We start from the raw sequence: 25,079 nt of genomic DNA, 5'->3' as shown, positions 1-25,079 counted from the left end.
GATACCCGCGGCGTGTTTGCGATTACCGCTACTTCGCGCCCCTCGTTTTGATGTAGATGCCGATCTTCTTGTCCATTACGATGATATGATTGACGAGCCAGTCCGAGAGAACTTTGGCGAACTCGAGTGTCGAGACGGGCTTCCCTTCCATGAAGCGCGCCCTGAATTCGAGCGCCTCGCGTGTAAGCCGGTCGTGCTCGATCTTCTGGTTCGCGAGCTCCGGATAAGCGCACTCGCTCATGAGCTTCTCTTCCGAGCCGAAGTGGCGGCGGGCGTAGTCGACCAGCGCGTCGAGCGCGTCGCCCAGGTTCCGCCTCGCCGAGCCGACGGTCAGCGCGTCGTGGAAATCGTTGGTGAGTTTGAAGAGGTGGCGGTGCTGCTCGTCGATCTCGGCGACGCCGACCGCGTATTTATCGTTCCAGGATAGAAACGGCATCGTGCTTCCTCCATGCAGTATGATATCGGCGCCGTGGCGCCATAACAGGCTGTATACACACGCTTCGGGCCCGCGGTCAATCCGTTTTTAGAGGCAGACCGGCGGGCGATTCGCGGCCCTTCCCGAGTCCTCAGAGTTTGAGCAAGGGGGATGTGCCGTAACGCGGGGCCAGGTGCAGGACAACGCCGCTTCCCAGCGCGTTCCGGTGCGCGGCAAGCGCATGTTCGGGCGTATTGTTTTCCTGCGAAAGGTGCGCCAGGCACACCCATCTGAGCCCAGACGAAGCGGAACCGGCAAGGAGCGCCGCCGCCTCCTCGTTCGAGAGGTGCCCGCCCGCGCCGCTGATACGCCGCTTGAGCGCGGCGGGATACGGCCCACCGGCGAGCATGCCCGGATCGTAGTTGCTTTCCAGGAAAACGGCGTCGGCCGAGGCGATGACCGAACGCAGGTCGCCGAAGACGTGCCCCAGGTCGGTAAGGACGGCAAGACGGACATTTCCGTCATCGACCACGAAGGCGGCCCCGTCGGCGCCGTCGTGGGGCGTTGGGATGGTCTGTACGCGTACGTGTCCGAAGCGGAGCGTTTCGCCGGGCCGGAAATGGCGCACGTCGCTCAGGCGTCGCATCTCATACTTCGCGCACGCCGCATCGAGCGTGCGATCGGAGACGAGAAGCGGCGCTCCGAACATGCGGTGATACACGCCCGCACATGAGACGTGATCGGCGTGGTCGTGCGATATAATGAGCGCGTCGACGCCGCGGATGTCGCGCCCGTGTGCGGCCAGCCGCTCGCGCGCCCTTCGGCCGCTGATCCCTGCGTCGAAGAGGAGGCGCACGCCGCCGGACTCCACGTAAACGCAGTTGCCGTTGCTTCCGGACTGGAGCGAGATGAGCACCATGCGCGCAAGGCTACGGCTGGGGGAGCGGATTGTCACGCGGTTTTTGTTCGGGGCGGGGGAGATTATTCGGGATCGATCACTTTACCGTACTTCAAGATGCTTTCGAGGAACCCGCTCGCGTTGTTCTTTTTTACAATGAGCTTCGGCTCTATCGCGACGTCCACTTCGCGACACAGGGCGAACAGGCGCGCGTTTACATCGAGAAAATCCCCTCTCAGCTCGTCGACCACAACGGCGATATCGATATCGCTGTCCCCGCGCTCTTCCCCTCGCGCATGGCTGCCGTATAAAACGATCGCGCTGACGGGCATGATGCGCCTGACAAGATCGGCGTATTCCCTTATTTTTCTATCAGTGATCTCATCCATAAAAACATCTCTTTTGTCTGCCGGTATAGTCCCGTTGATCTCGAATGAGTGAGCGTTTTCAGCAACGCCATCTTGTTATCGGGATACCTCGCTTCGATATTAAGAGGCATCAATATATCCATAAGCCTTTTCCGTTCCTCGGTCAACAGCTCTACCAGGCCGCCGGCCTCCGCAAGTTTCATCAGGTTGTGGGTATAGGGTGGATCCTGCTCTCTGGTGTACCAGTAATACGCCTTTAAAATCTTCTCAATCGTCTGATGGCAGTAAAAGCCCGACTGCAAGTATTTCTTCTTTTCCAGCATTATCTCGGCCGAGTCGAGGTCGTCGACGGCAAGGTTGGTCCAATAGCCGGTTTTTTCTTTAATTTCCATGGCCGCAACAGATGTTTATGTAACGTCTCGCGTTTGACTCATTTTCTCAGGTGTCTTTATTGTACATCAGTCGCGACGGATGTCAATGTATTTTACCACCTGATCCGCATTGTCCCGGCAGGCGGGTCGCAGGCCGGTTCACTTTTCGCATACCGGGACTATCCGGTTGAAACATTGCGCTACGAACACCATGCGCGCAAGGCTACGGCTGGGGGAGCGGATTGTCACGCGGTTTTTGTGGAGGATGGGGAATTAGAGGATGAATCAGGGCGGCTCGAAATGACCGGCGATTATGCCCGGCACCGTGATGTCTTCTTCAAGCGATTCCCAGCGCAGCGCGTATCCATTCGGGCGCAGGGGGACTTCCCTGAGTTGGTCTTCGCCGGCGGTTTTCAAAATGGCAAAACGATCCGCCGGGAAACCGATTATCCTTCCATCGGCAAGCTCCGCTAAAACGGTCCTCCCCTCCGACCGGGCCCTGAGAGCGGCGGATTCGAGTTCGGTTGATTGTTTTGCCGCTATGTAACTTATTATATTTTTCCAGCAATAGCGTCATGTGTTCAAGAACCAGTTTTTATATATTCCGCAAAGATTTCGGCGGAACGATACCATACCCGGTTGTTTTCCACGCACGGCAGCAAACAGTGATTCATTCCGAGCGGTATCGGGAACAATGCAAAGCGACACGAAAGCCCGGCGGCACCGTCGCGAAATAGGCCATGCCCTCCATCTCGAGGTCGGACACCGCCGTCCGCGCCGGGTAGAGCACCGCGAAGCTCTTGGCGATAAAGTACGGGCTCGTATTAAGCGCCGGGGTCCATCGACGCGTCCCCCCATGGCGCGGGGTCGCCGTCAAGATAATTCCCGGCCGAGGCGCCGGTCCCGTTTCGTCGGCGTTCGACACGCCGAGCGAGAGAAGCCCGCCGATCTGCATGTCGCCGGACTGCCTTCCATCGGCGAGGACGAGCGAAACGACGCCGGGCCCGTTTCGCCCTCACCCCGCCGCCGGCGCGCCCTCTCCCGAAGGGCGAGGGCTCTTAAACCTTAAGCTCATCATGTCAACTCCCCCTCTCCTTTCTTCCGAGCTTAATGGGAGAGGGGGTGAGGGGGTGAGGGGGTGAGGTCGAAACGGTCCGCGGCTTACGATCTGAACTGTATCTCTTCCTTGAACCGCACGATTTTTATATTGGGGAGGGCCGCTATTTTTTTCATTACGGCGAGGCCGGCTTCTTCGAAGTTTTTCAGCATTTTGGCCGTTACCTCGAACGGGTCGTCCATCGATATGCCGAGCATCGCGCGTTTGAGGCGCCAGCCCCGGGTGAGGTCCGATCCGCCGACAAGGTTGACGGGGGCTATGTAATCGCCCGGCCTCATGTACGCCTCGAAGTATTTGGGGTTGATGTATTTCATCACCACCGCACCGTCGGGGTCCACGTAGGAGCGCGAGCCCTCGGGGAAGATCAGGAAACTCTCGCCCAGGACATTTTTGAACAGGGTGTAATCCTCCATGCTGAACTCTTTCATGGTTTCGGGGAAGCCGTATTTTTTGAAAAACGCCCTGAGATCCCGAAGCTCGCCCAGTTCGAGCGAGGAGGTGCAGATCTCGAAGCTTTTGGCGTCGCCCCGTACGAACGCGTTCATGAAGTCGGCGTATTCGTTTTCCAGTATCATTTTAAGACCGGGGTCGGGCATCTTTATGAGGCACTGGGTCCGTTTCGCGGTTTTCCGGAGCTCCTCGGCGAGCCCGCGGGTCTGGATTGACGTCGTTTTCTGCGATGGCACGGTGAGAAAAAGATTCCCGACATTTGCCGCGCCGTTTCGAAGAACGAGATTGGAAAACATTCTTGGGCCAACAACCGTGTTGCAGTTTTTCGTCAGCGTATCGAACCCGAGTTTGCGGATGACGCTTCGTACAAAATACGGTCCGAGATATCCCTCGTGATGGCCGATAAAAAAGATACGGCGGCCGGCGTTTTTGATCGCGGTCAAACGTTTCAGAATACCCATTACGTCAGTCGAGGCTATTTCTTCCGATGTGCCAGATTTGAAAGAGGTGCGTTTTTCATTTTTATTTACGAGGATTACATCGATGACTTTTCTGCGCTCAAGGAACTCGAAGAATTTATGCCAGAACGCCGAATCGGGGAGTACGGGGAAAATATTGCGGTGAAATGAAAACTGAATGGCGAGAAGCCTTTCGAGCACCGTTTTTGAAAACTCCTGAAAATATTTATGCTGCATCAACTGGTTTTTCTTTTCAACGTATTTTTTCCGGGCTCCGGGAATCAGCGTTTTATAATCGAAACCATGTTTCGAGGCGTACTCCATGATCTCTTCGATGAGTCTCATCTCGCCCTCGTTGTGCGGAGGATGTCTGAGAGAGTACATTTTCGCCCTTATAAACTCGACGAATTCCCTGAAATTTAAATGGTTTATCCAGTCCCGATATTTTTGAATTCCGATTCGCACCACGGGCATGAGCAGGAGAAGGCGCAGGACGAGCGAGAAAACGCGGTCGATTATTCCCGCGACTTCCGAGAACAGCGAGAAGAATCGGTGCACCCATCTGTACAGGTACTTATTGTTATCCAGTCGGGAGATGCGATCTTCAAGAATATGCCTGTTATTCTGAAGAAATTTCAATATTTCATCGGGCCGGTAGTGTTCTTTGACGTCGTTCCACCATTTGGACAGTGGTTTATTGATTATCGATTTCAATTATTACCGCGTACATGATTTCATGGATTTATTATCTATCACTACTATTTTGCAAGATGACAATGGGGGGATGTTTTTATCAAGCGTTAAAACCATTATTTCCGCCTGTACGATGAGGCCGCATCTGGCGTGTTTTCCGGGATGTTTGCAGCTCGCTTGCTTACTTGCAATCGCCCCAAAAAAAATTCTAAAAAATCCTTGACACCCACACGATACATCCCCCATAATCCCGCAGTCAATGAGAACCGGAACGCACACAAGCGCAATGAAAACGAGAACGAACATCGCGAGGCAGTGCTGGTGGTGGACGACCAAGGGGTTGTCCTCCGGCACGGTTATGGCATAATCTGAAAATGCAGGCCGCGGGTGGGCAACCACCCGCGGCTTTTTTACGGGCAAAAAGGCCGTGGGAATCGCAAGCGATCCCGCGGCCTTTTTATTTTCAGCACACAGGAGAAACGACATGACGCCCCTCTATCCTTCGCTGCCGGCCGTGCGACGCCTGGCGCGCCGCCACAACCGGATACCGCTCTACCGCGAGCTCAACCTCTCGGCGGTGGGGCTGCTTTCGCTCCTGAAGGCGCTCGAGGACGCGCCGCAGGTGGTGCTCCTCGAGAGCGCGCGCGCCGGCGGGGCGTGGAACCGTTTTTCGTTCATCGGCCTGGGGGCGCGCCGCACGCTGTGCTGCACGCCGCCCTTTGTGGATGAGGAGGTCGACGGCGTGCGCACGCGCCGGCGCATCAACCTCTTCGACTTCCTGAAAGAGGACCTGGCCCGCCTCAGCTCGCCCTCATACCCGCGTTTCGGGAGCTTCAACGGTGGGCTGGCCGGCTATTTCGCGTACGACCTGGTGAACGAGACCGGAATTCTGCGGAAAAGCGTTCGGCGTGATGCTGACGTTCCCGCGGCCTTCCTTGTTCAAGTTGACGACTTCATCGTGTACGACAATAGATTGGATCGCAGTCATGCGGCCGTTTGCCTGTACGTGGACCCGGAGCGGCCGATCGCCGAACAATACCTCCGGGCGGCCGGGCGCCTGGAGGAGATGGAGCGCGACATCATCGCGCGCGTCTCGCGCACCACCCTGCCGTATCTTCCCTCGCGCCCGGAGCCGATTTCCATGAGCTTCCGCGAGGAGCGCGCGGTCTTCGAGGAGAAGGTGCGCGCCGCGAAGGAAGAGATCGCCGCCGGCGAGGCCATACAGGTGGTGCTGAGCATGCGCGCCGACATCAGTGACCGCGTGGACCCCTACCTTTTTTATCTCAAGCTCCGCTCGGTCAATCCGTCGCCCTACATGTTCTTCCTTAAACAGAATGGGCGCTACATAGTGGGAAGCTCGCCCGAGATCCACGTTAAGGTGGACCGTGGCACGGTGTTCCTTAAACCCATAGCGGGAACCTTGCCGCGCGGGAAGACGGCGCGCGAAAACCGCGAGAACCGCGCCCGGCTCCTCGGCGACCCCAAGGAGCGCGCCGAGCACCTCATGCTGGTCGACCTCGCGCGCAACGACCTGGGCCGCATCGCCGCGCCAGGGAGCGTACGGGTGGAGCGCTTTATGGAGCCCGAGGACTACTCGCACGTCATCCACCTCGTTTCCCTTACGCGCTGTACGCTCGGCCCCGGGCGCGACGCCGTGGACGCGCTGCGCGAGACCTTCCCGGCGGGCACGGTGAGCGGCGCCCCGAAGGTGCGCGCGATGGAGCTCATCGACTCCATGGAGGGACACGCGCGCGGCGTCTACGCAGGGGCGGTCGGCTATATCGGCTACAACGGCTGCCTGGACACCTGCATCACCATCCGCACCGCGGTGTTCGACGGCGTTCATCGCTACATCCAGGCGGGCGCGGGCATCGTGCACGACAGCGTGCCCGAGCGCGAGTACGACGAGATCGTCCACAAGCTGCGCGCCCTTTCGATAAGCCTTCGGTACGCGCGCGAAAACGATATGGAGGAGGCCGCCCGTGTTGCTAATGGTAGATAACTACGATTCCTTCACCTACAACCTGGTGGAGTACTTCCGCGTGCTGGGCGAAGAGATCGAGGTGGTGCGCAACGACACGCCGCTCTCGTCGATCGATCTTCACCGCTATCGCGGCATCATTCTTTCGCCGGGGCCTTCCGGACCGGAGAACTCCGGCATTACGCTCGACATCATCCGTACGAGTAACGGCACGCCGCTTCTGGGCGTGTGCCTGGGGATGCAGGCCATGGTGCTTGTTCTCGGTGGAGAAGTGGTGCGCGCCATGCGAGTGATGCACGGCAAGGTGGACCGCGTGCGCCATCGCGGCGGCGAGCTCTTTTCCGGCGTGCCGGAGGAGTTCGACGCGGTGCGCTACCACAGCCTGGCCGCGCGAGAGGACTCGCTTCCGGCGTGTTTGGAGGTAATGGCGCGCGCCTCCGATGGCGAGATCATGGCGGTGCGCCACCGCGAACGAAACGCATGGGGCGTGCAGTTTCACCCCGAGTCGTACCTGACCGAACACGGTCTGACAATGCTCAGGAATTTTACAGGAGGATGCGGATGAGCGCGATACATGAGATACGAAGGCTTTCCGAGGGGGGCACCCTCTCGGCCCTCGAGAGCGAGGGGCTTTTCAATGCCATATTCCAGGGGGCCGTCTCGGAGATCGAGATCGCCGCGGCCGTGGTGGCGCTTAAAGTGCGGCGCGAGACGCCGGAGGAGATACTGGGCGCGGTGCGCTCCATGCGCGCATTCGCCGCGCCCTGCGAGCTCGGCGACAGGGGGCTTTTCGACACCTGCGGCACCGGGGGCGACCACTCGGGCTCGTTCAACGTGTCCAGCGCCGTGGCGCTCACGCTCGCCGCGCTCGGCGTTCCCATAGCCAAACACGGCAACCGCTCGGTGTCGAGTAAAAGCGGCTCGGCCGATTTCCTGGAGGCGCTGGATGTGCCGATAGGCCTTACGGGCGTCGACGCCTCCGCCTATTTCCGAAAGCGCGGTTTCGTCTTCCTCTTCGCGCCGAATTATCATCCCGCCATGAGGTTCGCCGGCGCGGTGCGCAAGGCCCTTGGCGTGCGCACCATCTTCAACTACCTGGGGCCGCTCACCAACCCGGCCGCGCCGCGCCGGCAGGCGATCGGCCTGTTTCACCCGTCCCTGCTCCCGCTCTACGCGGGCGTCGCCGCACAGCTTGATTACGACTTTGCGGTGGTCTACTCGGCGGCGGACGGCATGGATGAGGTCTCGCCCGTGGCGCCCACCGAGGTGCGCGTGGTCAGCGGGCGAAGCGTACGCTCGTTTACCATCGAGCCGGAGCGCTTTATCACATCCGAGGAAGCATCGACGCTTCCCAAAAACCTTACGGCTGCGGAGAACGCCGACCGTTTTATCGAAACCATCGGTTCGTCCGCGCCAACGCCCCTTGGCAAGCTCATCGCGCTCAACGCCGCGCTCTCGCTCTTCGCCCACCGCGGCGAGGGCGATATCCCGTCGTATTACACGACGGCCCTGGGTGCAATCCACGGCGGGGCCGTGCTCTCCACGCTCTCGGCACTCAGGGAAGAGCGCCATGCGCACTAAGCGCTTCAGCCTGGGAAAAATGCCCGCGCTGAAGCGCCGCGAGCTTCCGGACATCAGCGCGCGCCTTGCAGCCGCGCCGCCGCGTTCGCGCGCGGCAAACGGCCCGGCCGTGCTCGAGGGCGCGACGGGCATCATCGCCGAAATAAAAAAGGCCTCGCCCTCGGCGGGACGCATCTCCGATGCCGGGGCCGGTGAACGGGCGTCGCGCTACGCGAAAGCGGGGGCCGCCGCCATCAGCGTCCTCACCGACGCCACGTATTTCCGTGGCTCGTGGGACGATCTGGCTTCCGCCGCGCGCGCGGTAAAAGTTCCCGTGCTCTGCAAGGAGTTTGTTCGCTTCCCGGAGCAGATCGACCTGGCCGCGGCGCTCGGGGCCGACCTCGTGCTCCTGGTCGCGCGCATGCTCTCGCGGCGCGACCTCGCCGCGCTCTACCGCCGCACGCTCGACATCGGCATTGCGCCGCTTGTGGAGGTGCATGATGAACGCGAGCTCGACAGCATGCTTGCCCTTTCGCCGCGAATCGTAATGGTAAACACCAGAAACCTCGAAACGCTCGCGATCGAGCGCGATGCCGCCTTCGCAACGCTGCGCGCCGTTCCCGACGGCATCACGCGCGTCTGCGCCAGCGGAATCGATTCGGCCGATGACGTGCGCCGGGCACGCGAGCATACGGGCGTGCGGCTCTTCCTGGTGGGGACGGCCCTCATGCGCGCGGCCGATCCCCAAGTCCTCCTCGGGGAGATGCGCCGTGTTTGTTAAGCTCTGCGGCTTCACGCGCGAGGAGGACCTGGCCGCGGCGGCGGAGTTTCCGGTGTCGGCAGCGGGCTTTGTGTTTCATCCGGCATCGCCACGGTTCGTGAGCGCACAGCGCGCCGGCGTGCTCGCCCGGGTGCTCGACGGCACGGGCATTCTGCGCGTGGGCGTCTTCACCGGCACCGACGCGGACGGGATTGCGCGCTTGGCGGAAAGCGCCCGGCTTGACTTCGCGCAGGTGTACGACCGCGCGACGGCCGAAAAGCTGCGGGAGCGTATCCGGATCATCGACGCACACCGCCTGCGCGATGCGGCTGATTTAGCGTCGGTCCGGGCGCCCGTGGACGACGACCTCCTGCTTCTCGACCGCTACGACGAACTCTCCGGCGGCGGAACGGGAAAGTCCTTCGACTGGGGGGCGCTTTGCGGCTTTATGCATGTCAAAAAGACCATCATCGCGGGCGGTATAAACGCGGCGAACGTCGAACGGCTCTTCACCGCGGCGCGACCCTTCGGCATCGACGTGTCGTCGGGGATAGAGGACGCGCCCGGCATCAAATCGAAGGAAAAGATTCGGCAATTATTCGACGCACTGAGTGAGGTGTATCATGAGAAACATGCCCGATAAACGCGGCTACTTCGGCGAGTACGGCGGTCGTTTCGTCCCCGAAAGCCTGATGAACGCGCTGTACGAACTGGAGGCCGCCTACCGGCATTTCCGGAAAGACGCGGCCATTCGCCGCGAGCACCGGCGGCTCCTCGCCGACTACGCGGGAAGGCCCACGCCGGTCTACCATGCGCGGCGGCTCTCCGCGAAGCTTGGCCTGGAACTCTACCTCAAGCGCGAAGACCTGGTGCACACCGGCTCGCACAAGCTCAACAACACGCTGGGGCAGATACTCCTGGCTCAATTTATGGGCAAGCGGCGCGTCATCGCCGAGACCGGCGCCGGTCAGCACGGCGTGGCCACGGCCACGGCGGCGGCCCTTCTGGGCATGGAGTGCTGCGTCTACATGGGGGCCGAGGACGTCGCGCGCCAGGCGCCGAACGTCCACCGCATGGGCCTCCTTGGCGCCTCGGTGGTGCCGGTCGAATCGGGACAGCGAACGCTCAAGGACGCCGTGAGCGAGGCCATGCGCGACTGGGTGGCGAGCGCGCGGCGCACCCACTATCTCATCGGTTCGGTGATCGGCCCGGCGCCCTTTCCCCGGATTGTGCGTGATTTCCAGTCGGTGATAGGCGGGGAGGCCCGCTCACAGATGCGCCGCATAACGGGGCGCGACCCGGACATGGTGGTCGCCTGCGTGGGCGGGGGGAGCAATGCCGCCGGGATATTTTCAGCATTTCTCGGATCGCCCGGCGGCACGCTCGTCGGCGTGGAGGCGGGGGGGCGCTCGCACGCGCCGGGCGACCACAGCGCCTCGCTCGGGAGGGGCCGCCCCGGAATTTTCCAGGGGAGCCGCACCTATCTGTTGCAGACGGACGAGGGGCAGGTGCTCCCGGTGCATTCCGTCTCGGCGGGCCTGGACTATGCCGGGGTGGGCCCGGAGCACAGCTTCTTCAAGGACAGCGGCGCGGTCCGTTACGCGGAATGCTCCGACCGCGACGCGCTCGACGCCTGCCTGGCGCTCTCGCGCATCGAAGGAATACTCCCGGCGCTCGAGAGCGGCCACGCGCTGGGCTATGTCATGAGGAACCGCCGCAAACTTCGCGGAAAGACCGTGCTCGTCAATCTCTCGGGTCGCGGCGACAAGGACGTGGGAATAATCGAGGAGGCGTTAAAGGCATGAACGGCTATAACGGCGTATACCTGATGGGCGACTATCCCGACGCGGAGCGCTTCAAAGCGGCCGCGCTTCTGGGCATGGAGCGATTCGATTTCCTCGAGGTGGGTGTCCCCTTCTCCGATCCCGTGGCCGACGGGCCCGTTATCGCCCGCGCCGCGGAGGCGGTGCTGGAGCGCGGCTTCAGGCTGGACGACCTCGCGCGGTCGGTTTCGGATATCCGCGCGAAAGCGCCGGATGGGAAGCGTATCTACTTCATGACCTACGCGAACCCGGTCCATAACAGGGGCCTCGCGCGCTTCGCGGACCTCTCGAAGCGCGCGGGCGCCGACGGCGTCATTGTGCCCGACGTCCCCTTCGTCGAGAGCGCGCCCTTCCGCGACGCCTTCGGCGCACAGGGACTCGACTACATCAACTTCGCAACGCCCGAGAACACCCCAGGGCAGATTCGCGAGATCGCGCGCGCGGCGCGTGGCTTCCTCTATTTCGTCTCGATCCGGGGCATAACCGGAAGCGGCTTCACCCTCGATTCCTCGACGCGCTCGAAAATACGGCAGGCGCGCCGCTCGAGCGCCGTCCCGGTGGTGCTGGGCTTCGGCATACGAAGCGCCGACGACGCGCGCGCGGCGGCGGCTCTTGCGGGCGGTTTCATCGTGGGCACCGGTGTCGTCGAGGCGCTGGGCTCGGGCGGCATTGAGGGGTACGGGCGCTATCTGGACTCGCTCTTCGCGGGGGAGTGAGGGGCGAAGGGAAACATCACCACTTTTTTCGAAGGTCGAAGCTCAGGTTCATCTGCGAGGATTTATCCGAGTACAGGTAGTCGGGCCCGTAAGAGATATTGAACTCGAACTGGTCGAAAACTATGAAATGGCCCGCCAGGCCCGAGGCGAGGCCGTACTGGTCGCCCTTGAGGTCGTTGTTGAAATTGTGGCCGTATCCCTTGAAGTGCACGCCGTCGACGTAAACCCCCGCGTAGAAAAACTCGCGGTAAAACGACATCATGTACCCGTTCGAGACGCGCGCGATTTCGTGCGAGTAGTACCCCTTCCCCATAAACCCCTTGAAACTCCTGCCGCTCACCGCACGATCGTGATAAAACGGCACATCCCCCGTAAGGCGCGCGTAATCGAACCTGAAGGCGAAGATGTCCAGGTTGGGCAGGTCGATATCGAGGCGCCCGTCGAACAGGAACTCGTTGAAGCGCTGCCGATGGATACCGGTGCTCTCGAAATAATGGCTGTACGACAGGTTGAATTTCCTCTGGATGATGTCGTCCTCGGCGAAGGGCAGGAAGTCGAGCACGATCGACCCCTCGGCGATGTTCCAGAACTGCGTCTCTTTGTTGACTTCAACCGGCCGCGGGGCGCTCTCATCGACGGTGCTGTCGAAGACAAAGGCCTTCTCGGCGCCATAACCGGCGTACATGCTGAGCTTCTTTAACAGGGTGACGCCCGGATCGGCCGTGGCGCGGAGGATGGTGAAGTTGTATTCCGAGAGACCGAGATCGGCGCGCGAGGCGCGCGAGTTGTGCCCCTTGCCCTTGATAAGCGGCGTGAAGTAGCCGCCGAGCGTCGGGGTGAAACGGTACCTCGTTTCGACCTCGATGAAGGTATAGCGGGGGATGGCCGCAAAATCGAGGTCCAGGCCGTAGTAGATTCCCATCGACGTCCCCGCTTCCAGGCGGTCGCCCTCCGTGATGAGCGAGGGATGGCGGTACTTGGCATAAGGGATGAGCCCCTTGGTGTAGTTGATGTCGAAGCCGTAGCTCACGGCCGCCCCGCCCGACACGGCCGACGGAGTGCGCACGATGTTTATATCGAGGTCATATCGATAGTCAAAATCCCTGAAAAATGGAAGCTGCACGCCTCCGACGATGGGTATGCCGATTTTCTGGTCGATCTGGAAGAAGGCCCGCTCATAGCTCCTGGTGGGTTTCAGGACGGCCTGGATGTTCTTGAATCCGTATTTCTTTTTAAGGCGGTTGATGCGGTCCTGCACCGTATACTTGTTGTAGAGCCTGAACGGCAGTCTGAAGTCGTAGCGCACCCGAATGGTGTCGAGCGTGTTCAGCCGCTGGAAGACGATCCGGCCAAGCTTCCCCTCGTCGACATGGAGTACGAGATGGGTGTCGGTTTCCTTTACGAGATAGCAGATAGCGAGGATGTAGCCTTGTTTATGGTAGAATGCGTTTATTTTGCGCGAGGCCGCGTCGAAGTGGTCCCGCCCCGTCTCGAGCGTCGCGAGGTCGAGCTCTTCGAGCAGGAAGAGCTCGGAGTAGAGCTCCGTTCCCTGGAGCCTCACCTCCTTGTACTCGGCCTGCGCGGACGAGTGCCCGGCGATGAGCGCGGCGGCGAGGACGCCCAGTATGCGGATGATCAGTCCGCGCATACTATCCCCGCCTCAGCCGGGTCGCGAAGCTCCACCACCTTGCAATAGCGCATAAGGCGCGCGGGCGCAATGCGGTGATGGCCGGTGAAATCGACCGCGGTCAAGCGGCCGCTCGCGGCGTCGTGGATGACGGTATAGCGATCGCCGTATTTGACTTCGATCGCGTCGCGCCCGCGGATGCGCCGTCCGGCGGCGTCGGTGAAGGGGCTTTCGGTTTTCATCATGGGCTATTGCATGGCTTGCGGATCCACCGCACGTCTTCTCCGGACAGGGTACTCCAAAACTGGGACGGCGATCAACCACAATTTCTGCCCGACGGACCGAGCGGGAAGCGGCGCGTTCGCGGACACGCATCCCGGCAGCGCACCCTCAGAACCATTTCTCCGGAAGCGCGACAGGGCTGTATCCGTCGATGTACGCCATCGCGCCTTCCGGATCCGGAGCGAGGTGATAGAGCGAGCGGCTTTCGCCCTTCGCGAAACAGAGCGCGTAAAGGCGCTCGAACAGGTCGATGAGGCGGTCATAGAACCCGGAGGTATTGACGAACACCACGGGTTTGTCGTGGCTTCCAAGCTGTTTGAGCGTGATCGCCTCGAGCGTCTCCTCGAGCGTGCCGAAACCGCCCGGGAGTGCGACGAAGGCTCCGGCGCGTTCCTCCATCACGGCCTTGCGTTCACGCAGCGTATCCGTGAGGACGAGCTCGTCGGCCGCTTCGAACGCCAGTCCCCGCGCGCTGAAAGTCCGGGGGATCACGCCGGTCACGCGGCCCCCGGCATCCTTCGCGGCGCGGGCGAGCGTACCCATCAGCCCCACGTTCGCCCCGCCGTAGACGAGCTCCATTCCCCGCGCCCCGATGAGCGCACCCATCTCCGCGGCCGCGCGGAAATACTCCAAATCGACGGCGTCGCTCGACGAGCTGTACACGCAGACTGATGTTATCATCGCCCCCTCCGCCGCGGTCATTCGGGCGGCCGTACCACCACGCCCGGAATGGCCTGCACGATGTTCATATGATCGTCCGCGCACGCCGGCTTTCAACAAAAAAAGCCGCGCGGCGTCGTGTCAGTCCGTTTTTTTCGGGATTAGCCGGTCGTCGCTCGAGGTGAAGCTGTGAACGATCCTCCTGTGCGGATAGAGGATGGGCACGTGGACGTCGATGAGGTATTCCCCACGCTCGATCACCGCGGCCTCGCCGAGGCTTCGAAAGTGGACGCGGAGCCGCAGGCTCTTCACTCCCAGCGGGTTGTCCGCCAGGGTGCCCTCGAGATAGCGCAGGGCGAGCCCGTTCACCGCGAAGAAGGCGCGGCCGTTGAAGTGGCGCGTGGTCTTCCGCTTCGGGATTATCTCGACCTCATGGCAGCGCTCGCCCTCTATGACGGCCGTCCCCACGATCCGCTCATTGTAATTGAGGTCGTTGTCGTCGTCGAAGGGTAAGTGCAACGGTTCGCGCGTCCGGTAGCCGAATTTCCGGGGAGGCAGCTCCACGCCGTTCTTTATGTAGCGCAGCGCGGTGAACTCCGGTCGCCTGCGGAAATACTCCCTGCGAATCATGAGCACCTCCGACGACTCGACGAGCTCACCGGTGCGCGAATCGTAGATGTGCGAACGGCCCAGCCGGTGAGACTCGACGCCGTCGTAGGCCCTGTATGCGCGTACGGCGTTTTCGCGTATTGCGGCGAGGATTTCCCCGTGCGGTGCGGGGGCGGCGCCCCCGCGAAGCGGTACTGCCGCTGCAAGCACCGCGAACGAGAGCGCTATTCCGCATCGAGTGATTTTACCCATGGAAGACTCCCCGTACTGCATGATGATTCGAAAGGACCAATCGCGCGCTTTATAACACTCCCCCGGAAAATTGCCCGCCGGTTTTGTATGCAGTATATAAATGCCACGCGTCCGAATCAATAAAAATACCGCCCCTGTTATCAACACGGCATGAATTGAAAAATATCTTTACAAATCGTGGAAATACACCCACCATTCCGGAATGGCACGGACAGCCGCGAAAGCGGACGCCCCCGCCCCCCGAAGGCGCGCCTCCGGGGAAGAGCATGCACCAGAGAGGAGCACGACGAATGAAGCGTTTACGATCATGCACTACAGCGGCCGCAATCGCCTGCCTGTTTTTCGGTTCCGCAGCCGGTTTTTCGGCCGAAAAAAAGGCCCCCGTGAAGAAGCCGCCGGAGATAAAGGAAAATTTTCTTAAAAAATACAACGAGAGCGTCATACCCGTCATACGGCGCAGCATGCCGATGGTGGTGAACATCTCAGCGATAAGGGAGATGCCGAAAAACCAGTTGCACGAATACGACATGTTCGGTAATCCGCTCAATAAATTTCCGTTCAAAAACCAGATCGAGCCCAAGGCGATGGGCTCGGGAGTCATCATCGACAAGCGCGGCTACATAGTGACCAATCACCACGTCATAAAGGACACAAGGTCGATCAGGATAACCCTCTCGGACCGCAGGGAGTTCAACTGTTCGGTGCTGGGGGCCGACCCCGCCACGGACATCGCCGTAATTAAAATCGACGGCAAGGCGCCCGCCGACCTGCCGGCAATCGAGATGGCCGACTCGGAGAAGCTCGAGGTCGGGGAGCTCGTCATCGCCATCGGCAATCCCTTCGGCTTCTCGCACACGGTGACCACCGGAATCGTAAGCGCAACCGGCCGCCAGAGCGTGGGACTGGCCGATTACGAGTATTTCATCCAGACCGACGCGGCGATCAATCCCGGGAATTCGGGCGGTGCGCTTATCAATATAGACGGAAAGCTCGTCGGCATCAACACGGCGATCTTCTCCAAGAGCGGCGGCTATATGGGCATCGGCTTCGCCATCCCGGCCAACATGGTAAAGGAGGTTGCGGGCGAGCTCATCGCCGGCGGAAAGGTGACGCGCGGCTGGCTGGGCGTCTACATCCAGGACGTCACCAGGGACATCGCCGAAGCCTTCAAGTACGCGGGCACGGGCGGTGCGCTCGTGGCGGACATCATAAAGGAATCGCCCGCCGAGGGCTCGGGGCTTAACAAAGGCGACATCATAACCATGATCGACGGCGTCGCGATAAGCGACGTCAATCACCTGCGCCGCGTCGTTGCTGTCAGAAAGCCCGGCTCTAAAGTGAAGGTTGACGTCTTTCGCGAGGGGAAGGCAGTCCCGCTCGAGATGACCATCGGCGCCATGCCCGTAACGCCGCCCGTCGCCGACCGCGACGTCCGCGACAGGGAGGACATGCTCGGCATGGTGGTGAAAGACATCGACGAGGATCTCGCCTACAAGTACCGCTCGCCGGAGAAGTCGGGGGTGATCGTCACGCAGGTGAAGCCCGGCTCGCCCTCCATGCGCGCGGGAATCGCGCCGGGCGACGTCGTCAAGGAAATTGAGCGCGGTCCGATCGACAGCGTCAACACGTACAACAAAGCGGTCGGCTCGCTGAAGGGACGGTCCAAGGTGCTTCTGCTCATAAACCGCGCGGGCACGCACAAATTCCTAATCCTGGACCTCGCCAGCCGCGACGGGGCCGAATAGCCCTACCCCTTCACGACCTCTTCGGAGTCGAAATCGCGCACGGGGCCGCCCATGGCGGCCTCGTGGAGCGAGATCCACTGCCGTACGCGTTTTGCGCCGTACTCCTTTTCCCATTCTGCGATGATGAGGCCGACGGGCACGTCGGCATACGTATCGTGGTAGGCGACATACTCCATGAAGCGCCTGTCCTCGCGGTTGTACTCGGAGAATATCGAGTCGTCACGCCCGTTAAACTCCAGCGGTGCGGTGGCGTGCCGTTCGCAGAGCTCACGGTTGAACGCCGGCGTCGCCCGCACCCACTTCCCCTCAAGATAAAACTCGGTGAAGCCGTGATAGACGAAGAGGTTCGAGCCGAGCGTGTCGATGAGCTCCCTGGTGGCGATATGGTTGCGCACATCGGCGAATCCGATGCGCGACGGGATTCCCGCCGAGCGGCCCAACGCGCATAAAAGGGCCGCCTTGGCCACGCAGTAGCCCCTGCCGCGGGCGATCACTTCGCTCGCCCGGTAATGCCCGGGAAGGTGAAAGGGCGTATAGGGATCGTAGCGGATGCCGTCGCGCACGGCGTAGAACAGCCGCACGGCCTTCTCAATCCGCCCCGAGGAGCCATTTATGGCCGCCGCGGCGAAGGCGCGCACTCTGGGATGGTCGCTGTCGAGTATCGCCGTGGGTTCGAGGTACGCCGCGTCTGTATGGTTCATGACTGTGCACCCTTTTTGTAAGGCGTAATTCATGGGACATGCGGCAACTTCATCGATATGAATCAAATCCGCCACCCGACGTCAAGGCAAATACCGCCGCGCCCGGACGCGGTCGGATTGGACGGGGCGGAGTCTCACGCCGGGACGAACGCACTCCGCAGCAGGAAGATGAGGGGAAGAACGACCGCGAGGAAGAGAAGGGTATTCACCACGAAGACACCCGAGGCGAAGGGCGCGTCGAGATCGTAGAGCACGGCCGTAATGACCGAGTAGACGGCGGCCGGCATGAACGCCTGTATCTGGATCACCGCCCGCACGGCCGGGTCGAGGGGCAACATCCCGAGGACGAGCGCCGCGAGCGCGGGCACGACGACGAATTTGAGGAGCGCCACGCACGCGTTCTCGCGCATGGCGCCGCGCACCTCTCCGGGATAAAAGCTCATGCCCAGCGTAAAATAATAGACGCTCATGGAGACTGCTATGAGCGCTTCAAGCGGAAACGCGAAGTCCGGGCGCGGGACTCCCAGCGTGTGAAAAAGGACCGAGACCAGAATCGCGTACAGCGGCATGTTCCTCGGGTTGCGGATGAATTCGCGCGCGAGACGGGCGAATCCGGTCCCTCCCCGGCGCGCGCTGTTAGCGTAGGGAAACACGACAAGAAAGATGAAAGGCATGAAGTACGCGGTGAAGATGAAGGAAAGGCCCAGCCCCTTTTCGCCGAGAAGCATGAAGCACACGAAGCCGCCCATGGTGAAGCCGTGATTGGCGAGCGAAGAGGTGATATGGAACGCGGTCCTGCGCCTTCCGGAAAGGCCGAGCGCCGTGCCGATGGGCACGCCAAGAAGCCAGCCGGCCGCGGCGAGGAGGAGCCCGGCGAGCGGAAGGACGGCCAGGTCCCGGGCGGGGGCCAGGCCCCAGGTGCTCCAGAGAACGAGGGCCGGTTCGACTGAAATGAGGTTATAGAGGATGAGTTTCCGAGTAAATTCTTCCGGGCGCGCGAAGCGCCGGCGCAGGGCCCATCCCGCGGCAAACGGCACAACGATCAGGATCTGCAGCAGTATGAACGACGCCTGGAGCGTCATCTCACCGGTACCGGAGCCCCACCTTCTTCTTCACGTCGTCCAGGGTGAGCGCCGCGACGGCGCGTGTCTTTTCGGCGCCCTTCGCGAGTATCTCAATAACGGCGGCGGGGTCGCCGGCCAGCCGCTCGCGCTTATTCCTGAACGGGGCGAAGTATTCCCAGATGAGGCCGAAAAGCTCCTTCTTCACCTCGCCGTAGCCGGTGCCTCCCTTGAGGTAACGCCCGCGCAGTTCCCCGACCTTCCCGGTGGAGGCGAAGAGCCGATAGAGCGCGAACAGGTTGCAGGTGTCGGGATTCTTCGGCCCCTCCACCGGTGTGGAATCGGTCACGATGCGCATGACCTTTTTTTTCAGCTCCTTCTCGGTCTCGAAGATGTCGATGGTGTTGCCGTAGCTCTTGGACATCTTCTGCCCGTCCACGCCGGGTATAAGCGCGATCTCGTCGGCGATGAGCGGCTCGGGGACGACGAAGGTCCCGCCGTAGGTTCCGTTGAATCGAAGGGCGATGTCGCGCGTTATCTCCACGTGCTGTTTCTGGTCCCTGCCGACCGGGATGAGGTTTGCCTGGTACAATAAAATGTCCGCCGCCATGAGAACCGGATAGGTGAACAGGCCGCAGCTGGGAGTCACGCCGCGGGCGGTCTTGTCCTTGTACGAATGGCTGCGCTCGAGGAGCCCCATGGAGGTGTGGCAGCCGAGTATCCAGGTGAGCTCGGCCACCTCGGGGACGTCCGACTGCACCCAGAAAAAGCACTTCTCCGGATCGAGCCCCAGGGCGAGAAAATCCATCGCCGCGTCAAGCGTGTTTTTTCGCAGCGTTTCGCCGTCCTGCACGCTCGTCATGGCGTGATAATTGACGATAAAACAGAACAGCTCGTGCTCGTGCTGAAATTCGATCATCCGCTTCATCATCGCAAAATAGTTGCCCAGATGAAGCGTGCCCGAAGGCTGTATACCGGACAGAATCCTTGCCATCATCCACTCCCCGTGGCCCATGCTGAAAACGCGGCCCACCTACCCATATCGTCGCATCCCCTTTCGTCAATAATTAATTCCACGCCGCCGTCAAAAATCCTTTTGCATTCCACCGCCGGCGCCGTTATCATAGCGGCGGGCTGTCGGGGATTTGCGGGATGTATACGTTCGTCGCTGCCCGCTTCCGGTGCGAACATGAACTTCGACAAACACACCATCGAGCTCATCAACAGGCTCCACGAGGGGGTGCTGGTCCTGGACGAACAGAAGAACGTGATCGTCCGCAACAGGGCCGCGGAGACCTTGCTCGGACTGAAAATCAGGCCGCGGCACAAAATCAACATCAAGAACCTGTTCCAGTCCAGAAACCCCGAACTGTACCGCTTCCTCTTCCAGGCCTTCCAATCGTGCGACAACCACCAGGACTACGAGATCGTCTATCACAAGAAGAGCCGTGCAGTGCGCCTCCTCGTATCGACTTACGCACACTGGGAAGGAGACTCGCCGCGCGAATACTTTTTTTTCATCATCCTTCGCGATATAACCGAGGTCTGGAGGCTTGTCCGGCGCGAAAAGCACCTGCTGGTTCAGCTTGGCAGGAGCTACATGAGCCAGATGGAAAACCTCCGCCAGATCGCCCAGAGCGTCGCGCACGAGGTTCGCAACCCCATCGTTTCGATCGGCGGCTACACCAACCTGATGCTTAAAAAGCTCGATGCGGGAGAGGAGCGGCCGGAGAATTTCAGAAATTTTCTCAATATAATCCATTCGGACACCGAGCGCCTGCACCGGATCGTCGATCAGGTCGAGAAATACTCGGACGCATCGGAGATATCGCTCCGGAAGGAAAACATCGTAAACCTCTTCAGGCAGATGATCGAGTACGGGAAGAAGCTCTCGCTGGAGCACCGGGTGACGTTTGATGCGCCGGCCATAAACCCGGGCGAATACCATATCTACGTCGACCGGGCCAGGCTGAAACTCGGCCTGTACAACCTCGTGCGCCACTCCATACTGCTGTCGCGCAGCGAAAGCAGGCTGAAGGCCCGCCTCAACTTCACCCCGTTCGAGGTGGATTTCATGCTCGACATACGCACCGACATGCAGAAGGAGGAAACGCTCTTCCTGTTCAATCCCTTCTATTCGACAAGCAACCGCGAGCTCAACTTCGACCTGGCCCTGACGCAGCGCATCGTCATGCAGCACGGCGGGGTGATACGGGCCACCTGGAAACCTGAGAGCATATTGCGCCTGCACCTGTCCATACCGAGGGAGAAGCGCCTGGACCGCGACCGCGTTCCGGCGCACTGAGGGGGACTGCGTAATCATCACGGATACCGATATCAGCCGCACAAACCACCATGCGGATACGGCCGAATAATACCGCCCGGGACTTCCAAAAAAATATAAAATGGTTTTGACACGTCCGGTCTCCGGTGGATGCAGTTATTATTAACGGGCAGCGCCGGAGAAAACGATGAGAATACTCCTTGTAGAGGACGATCCAAAGGTGGCCTCCTTCATCCAGAAGGGTCTGAAGGAGGAGGGGTACGCGGTCGATACATGTTCCGACGGGGAGGACGGCGCCCACTGGGCCGTCGAGAATGAATACGACCTCATCATCCTGGACGTGATGCTGCCCTCCATGAGCGGTCTGGAGATATGCCGGCATGTCAGGTCGAAAAGTAAACCGACCCCCGTGCTCATGCTCACCGCGCGCGACTCCAACGACGACATCGTCAGCGGCCTTGATTCCGGCGCCGACGACTATCTCACCAAGCCCTTCTCATTCGACGTGCTCCTGGCCAGGGTTCGCGCCCTGCTCCGTCGGGTACAGGAATACAGGACGGCGACGCTCCGCCTGGCCGACCTCGAGATGGATCCGTCGAGGCGGCGGGTCGCACGGGCGGGCGTGGACATCCGGCTGACCGGGAAGGAATACGCCCTGCTGGAATACCTCATGCGAAACCCCGGCATCGTTTTGTCGGAATCGCGGATTATCGAGCATGTCTGGGACATGAACCACGATTCCATGACGAACACCGTCAACGTCTACATCCACCATCTCCGCAACAAAATAGACCGCGACGATAACCGGCGGCTCATCCACACCATACGGGGGGCCGGGTACATGCTGTCGGACACGAAGGCGGATAAACCATAATGCCGTCCGTTCGGAGTAAGGGGTGAGGCTTTCATTACAGGCGCGACTGATCATGCTGTATACCGCCACCATGGCGGTCATGATCGTGGCGTTTTTCGTGTTCGTTTACATGAATTTTTCCCATGCGATTTTTTCCAGCGACATTAACGACCGCTTCGACGGCAATCTGGCCCACTACGCCCGAGGCGTGGCCGGGAATCTCTCCGGAAAACACGGACCTTTCTATTCCGATATCGAAACCTATCGCGAGGACTTCGACCGACTTGTCGATTATGACTTTTTTCTAAGGCCTTCCTACGGCCAGGTGCGGGACTTCCCCACGTCCCCCGCCGACGCACCCATCATGCTCATAAAGAACCGCTCCCTCGCCAGGCACTTCATTCCCGTCGGCCAGGGAACCCTTGACCGGTTGAAACATGAAGAATACGTCATCGAGACGATGCACGACGTCCTCGACTTTCCGATCCGCGTTGCGTCAATACGTTTCAGGGACCTCGACGGCCAGCGGTATTTATTACAGATAGGCATGACGATGAAGGACATCCAGACCACCTTCAGAACGGTACTGATACGCTCGCTGCTCGTCGGACCGCTCCTGCTGGGGATCATCTCGCTGGCGGGCTACCTGTTCGTAAAACGCTCCTTTCATCCGGTGCGGGAAATCGTCAACCTGGCAAGGCGCATAACGGCCGAGGACCTGTCCCTGCGCCTGAAACCGGCGAGCGGAGGCGATGCAGTGGCCGATCTTACCGATACACTCAACGAAATGATCGCCCGCCTCGAGCGCTCCTTTACACAGGCCAAACAGTTTACCGACGATGTGTCGCACGAATTGCGCACTCCTCTCACCATAATGAAGGGGGAGATCGAGGTGGCGATGCGGCAGGTGCGCAGCGGCGAGGAATACAGAGACACGCTCGAAAGCGCCCTCGAGGAGGTGGAAAAACTGGAGCGTATCGTCGAAGACCTCCTTTTTCTGTCGCGCATGGACGCCGGAAGGATAAACCCCGGGTTCGGCCGGATCGATCTCGACAGGGTGATACTGGAAAGCTGCGAGAGCCTGCGTTTTCTCGCCCGGCAGAAGGGTGTCGCCCTGGAATTCGGCGCCTTCATTCAGGTCGTCATCGACGGCGATGCCGGGCTTTTGAAGCGCCTTTTTTTCAACGTGCTGGCCAACGCGCTCCGGCATACTCCCGCGGGAGGAGAGGTGACGATCTGCTGCGGGGAATCGCCCGATGAACCGGGGAAGGTGATGGTCAGCATCGGCGACAACGGGACGGGAATTCCGGCCGAATCGCTTCCGCGGGTGTTCGATCGTTTCTACCGGGTCGACGCCTCCCGAAGCCACAGCACGGGCGGCACCGGACTGGGGCTGGCGATCGTAAAAAAAATACTCGAACTCCACCGCGGCATGGTACGAGTCGAGAGCGAACCGGGCCGGGGTACCGTTTTTTTCGTCTTTTTGCCGAAAACTCACAACAATTAATGGATTTTAATCTTCGTTTAATCTTCCTTTAATCTTTTCATGGTTAATTCCTTTCGTATTCGATTGATTGATCGGTACCGGAAAATTTTCGCTTTTCAGGTAACGATTTTACGGCACTTCGGTGTTGTAAAGAATATGACGCACCCAAAATCGCATGACCGCCCGCTTCGGCCTGAAGCGGACTCAGTATAACCGTGTTTTGGAGGAAACCGTAATGACTCGCACAACCCGTACCGGTATCGCAGTTATCGTATCACTGGCGCTGTCTACCGCCGTCCCCGCCGTGTTCGCTCCGGCAGGCGCCCGGGAAAAAAGCGCACCGACGCACGAAACCGCAAAGTCCTTTGAAAAAAATACGTCCCCCGAAGCGGACGCCAATTCCGTCGAGAAGGTGCAGGCGGACAATACCATAGTCGCCGGCGACCCGACGGAAGCGACGGAAAGCACCAACCTATTCTCGACGGTCAAACAGGGCGGCCCGCTTATGATTTTCATACTGCTCCTGGGGCTGGTATCCATGACCATAATAATCGAGCGAATGATATTCTTCACCCGCTTCAACGTATGGAAAAAAGAGCGGCTGGACGAAATGCTCAGGGCCGCGAAGGAAAGCTCGCCGGCGAAATTCCGCGAGGACATGGAAGATGATTTGAGAAACCGTTTTCAGGTCTTCGCCAACGGGCTCGAGCGGGGACTGGCCCTCCTTTCGGGAATGGGAAACCTGGCGCCCATCGTCGGCTTCCTGGGCACCGTCATCGGCATGATCAGCGCCTTCGCCGCGATCGCCGCGGCCACCACCGTCAACGCGAAGGTCGTGGCGGTCGGCATACAGGTGGCCCTTGTGACCACGGCCGGCGGCCTGATCGTGGCGGCGCCCACCCTTTTCTTTTATTATGTCTTCACCAACGCCATTCAGAACCTGTACACCCGATCCGAGGAGTACATCGCGTCGATAACCGGCGGCATGCCCAGGCTCTCCGATAAAATCATCAACGGAGACCACTCGTCATGAGCAACCGGAACCTTCTGGTAAAAATACTGCACCGCCGCGAACGGCGACGCAGGGAGGCCCAGGGACCCGCGTTCGAATCCTCCTCCATGGCCGACATGGCCTTTTTACTGCTGATATTTTTCATCGTGACCGGATCATTCGTACTGCGCCAGGGCATATTCTTCTCGCTGCCCTCCAGGACCGCCGGATCGGTCCAGCTCCACGAACGTCAGATTGTCGAGGTGTACCCCCGGAACGACGGTTTCGGGTATGAGAGCGCCGTTCTGGACCGGGACGGATTTAAAAAAATACTCATCGCGCGGAGCGGTGCGGTGAAGGACGGCGTTCTGGTCATATACATGGGTAAAAGCGTCCGCTACGAACGCCTTGTGGACACGCTCAGCGTCGCCAGGGAGAGCGGGATGAACCGGGTCTCCCTGAAAAACGCCGACAGGGGAGGGCGGATATGAGGAAGGGATCGTATTTAAAGAAGCTGCGGCCCCTGTCCATAGGCTCGGCGATGGCCGACCTCGCGCTGCTTTTGCTGATCTTCTTTATGGCTTCCACCACCACCGAACCCCCCAAGGGGGTCGAGGTGATTCTGCCGAAGGGGACCACCCAGGGGGCCGAACAGGACAGCCTGTACCTGACAATTTCGCGTAACGGCGACATCTACTTCGACGGAACACGGGTGGGCGTGGAAAACCTGCACGACGACCTTGCCATGCGCCAGGGCGAGAAGGACCGCCCCGTCGCCATCACGGCCGACAAAAACCTCGACTACGCCTATATATCCGAGGTGCTCGGAATTCTACAAGAGCAGGACTTTCTGAACGTAGTGTTTATGTCGGAACCCCGCGAAACGACGCCGCCGGGACGGTGAGGTGAACAATGGAA

Annotated in this window: 29 protein-coding genes; 14 read left to right on the top strand and 15 right to left on the bottom strand. The window is 60.4% G+C overall.

What is annotated here, in order from left to right; all coding sequences use genetic code 11:
- Positions 1–28 precede the first annotated feature (28 nt).
- From VLM75_12670 to VLM75_12635, 8 genes are all read right to left on the bottom strand, one after another.
- On the bottom strand, positions 29–436 hold the full coding sequence (locus tag VLM75_12670; GenBank protein ID HSV97768.1) for a bacteriohemerythrin: 408 nt from the start codon (positions 434–436) through the stop codon (positions 29–31).
- Between the two features lie 130 nt (positions 437–566).
- A complete protein-coding gene (locus VLM75_12665) occupies positions 567–1,370 on the bottom strand; it encodes an MBL fold metallo-hydrolase (GenBank protein ID HSV97767.1) in 804 nt (267 codons plus the stop codon).
- Between the two features lie 26 nt (positions 1,371–1,396).
- Positions 1,397–1,702, bottom strand: a complete 306-nt coding sequence (locus VLM75_12660) for a nucleotidyltransferase domain-containing protein (protein HSV97766.1) — start codon at positions 1,700–1,702, stop codon at positions 1,397–1,399.
- Positions 1,675–2,073 (bottom strand): HEPN domain-containing protein, encoded by a 399-nt coding sequence (locus VLM75_12655; GenBank protein HSV97765.1) that lies wholly within the window; start codon positions 2,071–2,073, stop codon positions 1,675–1,677. The genes VLM75_12660 and VLM75_12655 overlap by 28 nt, the downstream gene beginning before the upstream one ends.
- Positions 2,074–2,337: 264 nt before the next feature.
- Entirely contained in the window at positions 2,338–2,604 is a 267-nt protein-coding gene (locus tag VLM75_12650) for a DUF2442 domain-containing protein (protein ID HSV97764.1), read from the bottom strand.
- Between the two features lie 118 nt (positions 2,605–2,722).
- Positions 2,723–3,007, bottom strand: coding sequence for a hypothetical protein (locus VLM75_12645; protein HSV97763.1), 285 nt, complete (start codon positions 3,005–3,007; stop codon positions 2,723–2,725).
- Positions 3,008–3,213: 206 nt separating this feature from the next.
- On the bottom strand, positions 3,214–4,791 hold the full coding sequence (locus VLM75_12640; protein HSV97762.1) for a hypothetical protein: 1,578 nt from the start codon (positions 4,789–4,791) through the stop codon (positions 3,214–3,216).
- Positions 4,792–4,794: 3 nt separating this feature from the next.
- The gene (locus tag VLM75_12635; GenBank protein HSV97761.1) at positions 4,795–5,256 is read right to left on the bottom strand and encodes a hypothetical protein; all 462 of its coding nucleotides are present in this window, start codon (positions 5,254–5,256) and stop codon (positions 4,795–4,797) included.
- On the opposite strand from VLM75_12635, the gene VLM75_12630 reads away from it, so the two are divergent.
- Genes VLM75_12630 through trpA form a run of 7 tightly spaced genes read left to right on the top strand, consistent with a single transcriptional unit; the run spans position 5,255 to position 11,610 of the window.
- Positions 5,255–6,772, top strand: coding sequence for an anthranilate synthase component I family protein (locus VLM75_12630; GenBank protein HSV97760.1), 1,518 nt, complete (start codon positions 5,255–5,257; stop codon positions 6,770–6,772). The genes VLM75_12635 and VLM75_12630 overlap by 2 nt on opposite strands.
- Complete coding sequence (locus VLM75_12625; protein ID HSV97759.1) at positions 6,762–7,316, top strand: aminodeoxychorismate/anthranilate synthase component II; 555 nt, start codon at positions 6,762–6,764, stop codon at positions 7,314–7,316. The genes VLM75_12630 and VLM75_12625 overlap by 11 nt, the downstream gene beginning before the upstream one ends.
- Positions 7,313–8,332 (top strand): anthranilate phosphoribosyltransferase, encoded by a 1,020-nt coding sequence (gene trpD / locus VLM75_12620; GenBank protein ID HSV97758.1) that lies wholly within the window; start codon positions 7,313–7,315, stop codon positions 8,330–8,332. The genes VLM75_12625 and trpD overlap by 4 nt, the downstream gene beginning before the upstream one ends.
- Complete coding sequence (locus tag VLM75_12615; GenBank protein ID HSV97757.1) at positions 8,322–9,092, top strand: indole-3-glycerol-phosphate synthase; 771 nt, start codon at positions 8,322–8,324, stop codon at positions 9,090–9,092. The genes trpD and VLM75_12615 overlap by 11 nt, the downstream gene beginning before the upstream one ends.
- Positions 9,082–9,714, top strand: coding sequence for a phosphoribosylanthranilate isomerase (locus tag VLM75_12610; GenBank protein HSV97756.1), 633 nt, complete (start codon positions 9,082–9,084; stop codon positions 9,712–9,714). The genes VLM75_12615 and VLM75_12610 overlap by 11 nt, the downstream gene beginning before the upstream one ends.
- Positions 9,695–10,876, top strand: a complete 1,182-nt coding sequence (gene trpB, locus VLM75_12605; GenBank protein ID HSV97755.1) for a tryptophan synthase subunit beta — start codon at positions 9,695–9,697, stop codon at positions 10,874–10,876. The genes VLM75_12610 and trpB overlap by 20 nt, the downstream gene beginning before the upstream one ends.
- The gene (trpA, locus tag VLM75_12600) at positions 10,873–11,610 is read left to right on the top strand and encodes a tryptophan synthase subunit alpha (protein HSV97754.1); all 738 of its coding nucleotides are present in this window, start codon (positions 10,873–10,875) and stop codon (positions 11,608–11,610) included. The genes trpB and trpA overlap by 4 nt, the downstream gene beginning before the upstream one ends.
- 16 nt (positions 11,611–11,626) lie before the next feature.
- Here the strand turns inward: trpA and VLM75_12595 are convergent, their stop codons facing one another.
- The 4 genes from VLM75_12595 to VLM75_12580 all read right to left on the bottom strand — a co-directional run bounded on the left by VLM75_12595 (position 11,627) and on the right by VLM75_12580 (position 15,040).
- Positions 11,627–13,258, bottom strand: coding sequence for a hypothetical protein (locus VLM75_12595; protein HSV97753.1), 1,632 nt, complete (start codon positions 13,256–13,258; stop codon positions 11,627–11,629).
- Positions 13,246–13,482, bottom strand: coding sequence for a hypothetical protein (locus VLM75_12590; protein HSV97752.1), 237 nt, complete (start codon positions 13,480–13,482; stop codon positions 13,246–13,248). The genes VLM75_12595 and VLM75_12590 overlap by 13 nt, the downstream gene beginning before the upstream one ends.
- Positions 13,483–13,627: 145 nt before the next feature.
- Positions 13,628–14,200, bottom strand: coding sequence for a TIGR00730 family Rossman fold protein (locus VLM75_12585; GenBank protein ID HSV97751.1), 573 nt, complete (start codon positions 14,198–14,200; stop codon positions 13,628–13,630).
- A gap of 120 nt (positions 14,201–14,320) precedes the next feature.
- Positions 14,321–15,040 (bottom strand): hypothetical protein, encoded by a 720-nt coding sequence (locus VLM75_12580; GenBank protein ID HSV97750.1) that lies wholly within the window; start codon positions 15,038–15,040, stop codon positions 14,321–14,323.
- Positions 15,041–15,330: 290 nt separating this feature from the next.
- Here VLM75_12580 and VLM75_12575 point away from each other — a divergent pair, with 290 nt between their 5' ends.
- Positions 15,331–16,785, top strand: a complete 1,455-nt coding sequence (locus tag VLM75_12575; protein ID HSV97749.1) for a Do family serine endopeptidase — start codon at positions 15,331–15,333, stop codon at positions 16,783–16,785.
- A gap of 2 nt (positions 16,786–16,787) precedes the next feature.
- On the opposite strand, the gene VLM75_12570 is transcribed toward VLM75_12575, so the two are convergent.
- The 3 genes from VLM75_12570 to trpS all read right to left on the bottom strand — a co-directional run bounded on the left by VLM75_12570 (position 16,788) and on the right by trpS (position 19,541).
- Positions 16,788–17,486: a transglutaminase-like domain-containing protein gene (locus VLM75_12570; GenBank protein HSV97748.1), complete on the bottom strand. Its 699-nt coding sequence runs from the start codon at positions 17,484–17,486 to the stop codon at positions 16,788–16,790.
- A 134-nt stretch (positions 17,487–17,620) separates the two neighbouring features.
- Positions 17,621–18,568: an AEC family transporter gene (locus tag VLM75_12565; GenBank protein HSV97747.1), complete on the bottom strand. Its 948-nt coding sequence runs from the start codon at positions 18,566–18,568 to the stop codon at positions 17,621–17,623.
- Between the two features lies 1 nt (position 18,569).
- Positions 18,570–19,541 (bottom strand): tryptophan--tRNA ligase, encoded by a 972-nt coding sequence (gene trpS, locus VLM75_12560; protein HSV97746.1) that lies wholly within the window; start codon positions 19,539–19,541, stop codon positions 18,570–18,572.
- 195 nt (positions 19,542–19,736) lie between these two features.
- On the opposite strand from trpS, the gene VLM75_12555 reads away from it, so the two are divergent.
- From VLM75_12555 to VLM75_12530, 6 genes are all read left to right on the top strand, one after another.
- On the top strand, positions 19,737–20,852 hold the full coding sequence (locus VLM75_12555; protein ID HSV97745.1) for a histidine kinase dimerization/phospho-acceptor domain-containing protein: 1,116 nt from the start codon (positions 19,737–19,739) through the stop codon (positions 20,850–20,852).
- 166 nt (positions 20,853–21,018) lie between these two features.
- On the top strand, positions 21,019–21,705 hold the full coding sequence (locus VLM75_12550; protein HSV97744.1) for a response regulator transcription factor: 687 nt from the start codon (positions 21,019–21,021) through the stop codon (positions 21,703–21,705).
- A 22-nt stretch (positions 21,706–21,727) separates the two neighbouring features.
- The gene (locus VLM75_12545; GenBank protein ID HSV97743.1) at positions 21,728–23,191 is read left to right on the top strand and encodes a heavy metal sensor histidine kinase; all 1,464 of its coding nucleotides are present in this window, start codon (positions 21,728–21,730) and stop codon (positions 23,189–23,191) included.
- Between the two features lie 214 nt (positions 23,192–23,405).
- Positions 23,406–24,203, top strand: a complete 798-nt coding sequence (locus VLM75_12540; GenBank protein HSV97742.1) for a MotA/TolQ/ExbB proton channel family protein — start codon at positions 23,406–23,408, stop codon at positions 24,201–24,203.
- Positions 24,200–24,652 carry a biopolymer transporter ExbD gene (locus VLM75_12535; protein ID HSV97741.1) on the top strand — a complete coding sequence of 151 codons (453 nt, stop codon included), beginning with the start codon at positions 24,200–24,202 and terminating at the stop codon, positions 24,650–24,652. Before VLM75_12540 ends, VLM75_12535 begins: the two co-directional genes overlap by 4 nt.
- Positions 24,649–25,065 (top strand): biopolymer transporter ExbD, encoded by a 417-nt coding sequence (locus VLM75_12530; protein ID HSV97740.1) that lies wholly within the window; start codon positions 24,649–24,651, stop codon positions 25,063–25,065. Before VLM75_12535 ends, VLM75_12530 begins: the two co-directional genes overlap by 4 nt.
- The last annotated feature ends 14 nt before the right edge of the window (positions 25,066–25,079 follow it).

The sequence above is a fragment of the Spirochaetota bacterium genome, from assembly GCA_035477215.1.
In the GTDB taxonomy this organism is placed as follows: domain Bacteria; phylum Spirochaetota; class UBA4802; order UBA4802; family UBA5368; genus MVZN01.
This window is presented reverse-complemented; position numbering and strand designations above follow the sequence as displayed.

Excerpts from the sequence above, each read along its gene's own strand:
- VLM75_12670 (HSV97768.1), bottom strand. The coding sequence starts at position 436 with ATGCCGTTTCTATCCTGGAACGATAAATACGCGGTCGGCGTCGCCGAG.
- VLM75_12660 (HSV97766.1), bottom strand. The coding sequence starts at position 1,702 with ATGGATGAGATCACTGATAGAAAAATAAGGGAATACGCCGATCTTGTC.
- VLM75_12655 (HSV97765.1), bottom strand. The coding sequence starts at position 2,073 with ATGGAAATTAAAGAAAAAACCGGCTATTGGACCAACCTTGCCGTCGAC.
- VLM75_12645 (HSV97763.1), bottom strand. The coding sequence starts at position 3,007 with ATGCAGATCGGCGGGCTTCTCTCGCTCGGCGTGTCGAACGCCGACGAA.
- VLM75_12630 (HSV97760.1), top strand. The coding sequence starts at position 5,255 with ATGACGCCCCTCTATCCTTCGCTGCCGGCCGTGCGACGCCTGGCGCGC.
- VLM75_12635 (HSV97761.1), bottom strand. The coding sequence starts at position 5,256 with ATGTCGTTTCTCCTGTGTGCTGAAAATAAAAAGGCCGCGGGATCGCTT.
- VLM75_12625 (HSV97759.1), top strand. The coding sequence starts at position 6,762 with ATGGTAGATAACTACGATTCCTTCACCTACAACCTGGTGGAGTACTTC.
- trpD (HSV97758.1), top strand. The coding sequence starts at position 7,313 with ATGAGCGCGATACATGAGATACGAAGGCTTTCCGAGGGGGGCACCCTC.
- VLM75_12615 (HSV97757.1), top strand. The coding sequence starts at position 8,322 with ATGCGCACTAAGCGCTTCAGCCTGGGAAAAATGCCCGCGCTGAAGCGC.
- trpB (HSV97755.1), top strand. The coding sequence starts at position 9,695 with ATGAGAAACATGCCCGATAAACGCGGCTACTTCGGCGAGTACGGCGGT.
- trpA (HSV97754.1), top strand. The coding sequence starts at position 10,873 with ATGAACGGCTATAACGGCGTATACCTGATGGGCGACTATCCCGACGCG.
- VLM75_12595 (HSV97753.1), bottom strand. The coding sequence starts at position 13,258 with ATGCGCGGACTGATCATCCGCATACTGGGCGTCCTCGCCGCCGCGCTC.
- VLM75_12590 (HSV97752.1), bottom strand. The coding sequence starts at position 13,482 with ATGATGAAAACCGAAAGCCCCTTCACCGACGCCGCCGGACGGCGCATC.
- VLM75_12585 (HSV97751.1), bottom strand. The coding sequence starts at position 14,200 with ATGATAACATCAGTCTGCGTGTACAGCTCGTCGAGCGACGCCGTCGAT.
- VLM75_12580 (HSV97750.1), bottom strand. The coding sequence starts at position 15,040 with ATGGGTAAAATCACTCGATGCGGAATAGCGCTCTCGTTCGCGGTGCTT.
- VLM75_12575 (HSV97749.1), top strand. The coding sequence starts at position 15,331 with ATGAAGCGTTTACGATCATGCACTACAGCGGCCGCAATCGCCTGCCTG.
- VLM75_12570 (HSV97748.1), bottom strand. The coding sequence starts at position 17,486 with ATGAACCATACAGACGCGGCGTACCTCGAACCCACGGCGATACTCGAC.
- VLM75_12565 (HSV97747.1), bottom strand. The coding sequence starts at position 18,568 with ATGACGCTCCAGGCGTCGTTCATACTGCTGCAGATCCTGATCGTTGTG.
- trpS (HSV97746.1), bottom strand. The coding sequence starts at position 19,541 with ATGGCAAGGATTCTGTCCGGTATACAGCCTTCGGGCACGCTTCATCTG.
- VLM75_12555 (HSV97745.1), top strand. The coding sequence starts at position 19,737 with ATGAACTTCGACAAACACACCATCGAGCTCATCAACAGGCTCCACGAG.
- VLM75_12550 (HSV97744.1), top strand. The coding sequence starts at position 21,019 with ATGAGAATACTCCTTGTAGAGGACGATCCAAAGGTGGCCTCCTTCATC.
- VLM75_12540 (HSV97742.1), top strand. The coding sequence starts at position 23,406 with ATGACTCGCACAACCCGTACCGGTATCGCAGTTATCGTATCACTGGCG.
- VLM75_12535 (HSV97741.1), top strand. The coding sequence starts at position 24,200 with ATGAGCAACCGGAACCTTCTGGTAAAAATACTGCACCGCCGCGAACGG.
- VLM75_12530 (HSV97740.1), top strand. The coding sequence starts at position 24,649 with ATGAGGAAGGGATCGTATTTAAAGAAGCTGCGGCCCCTGTCCATAGGC.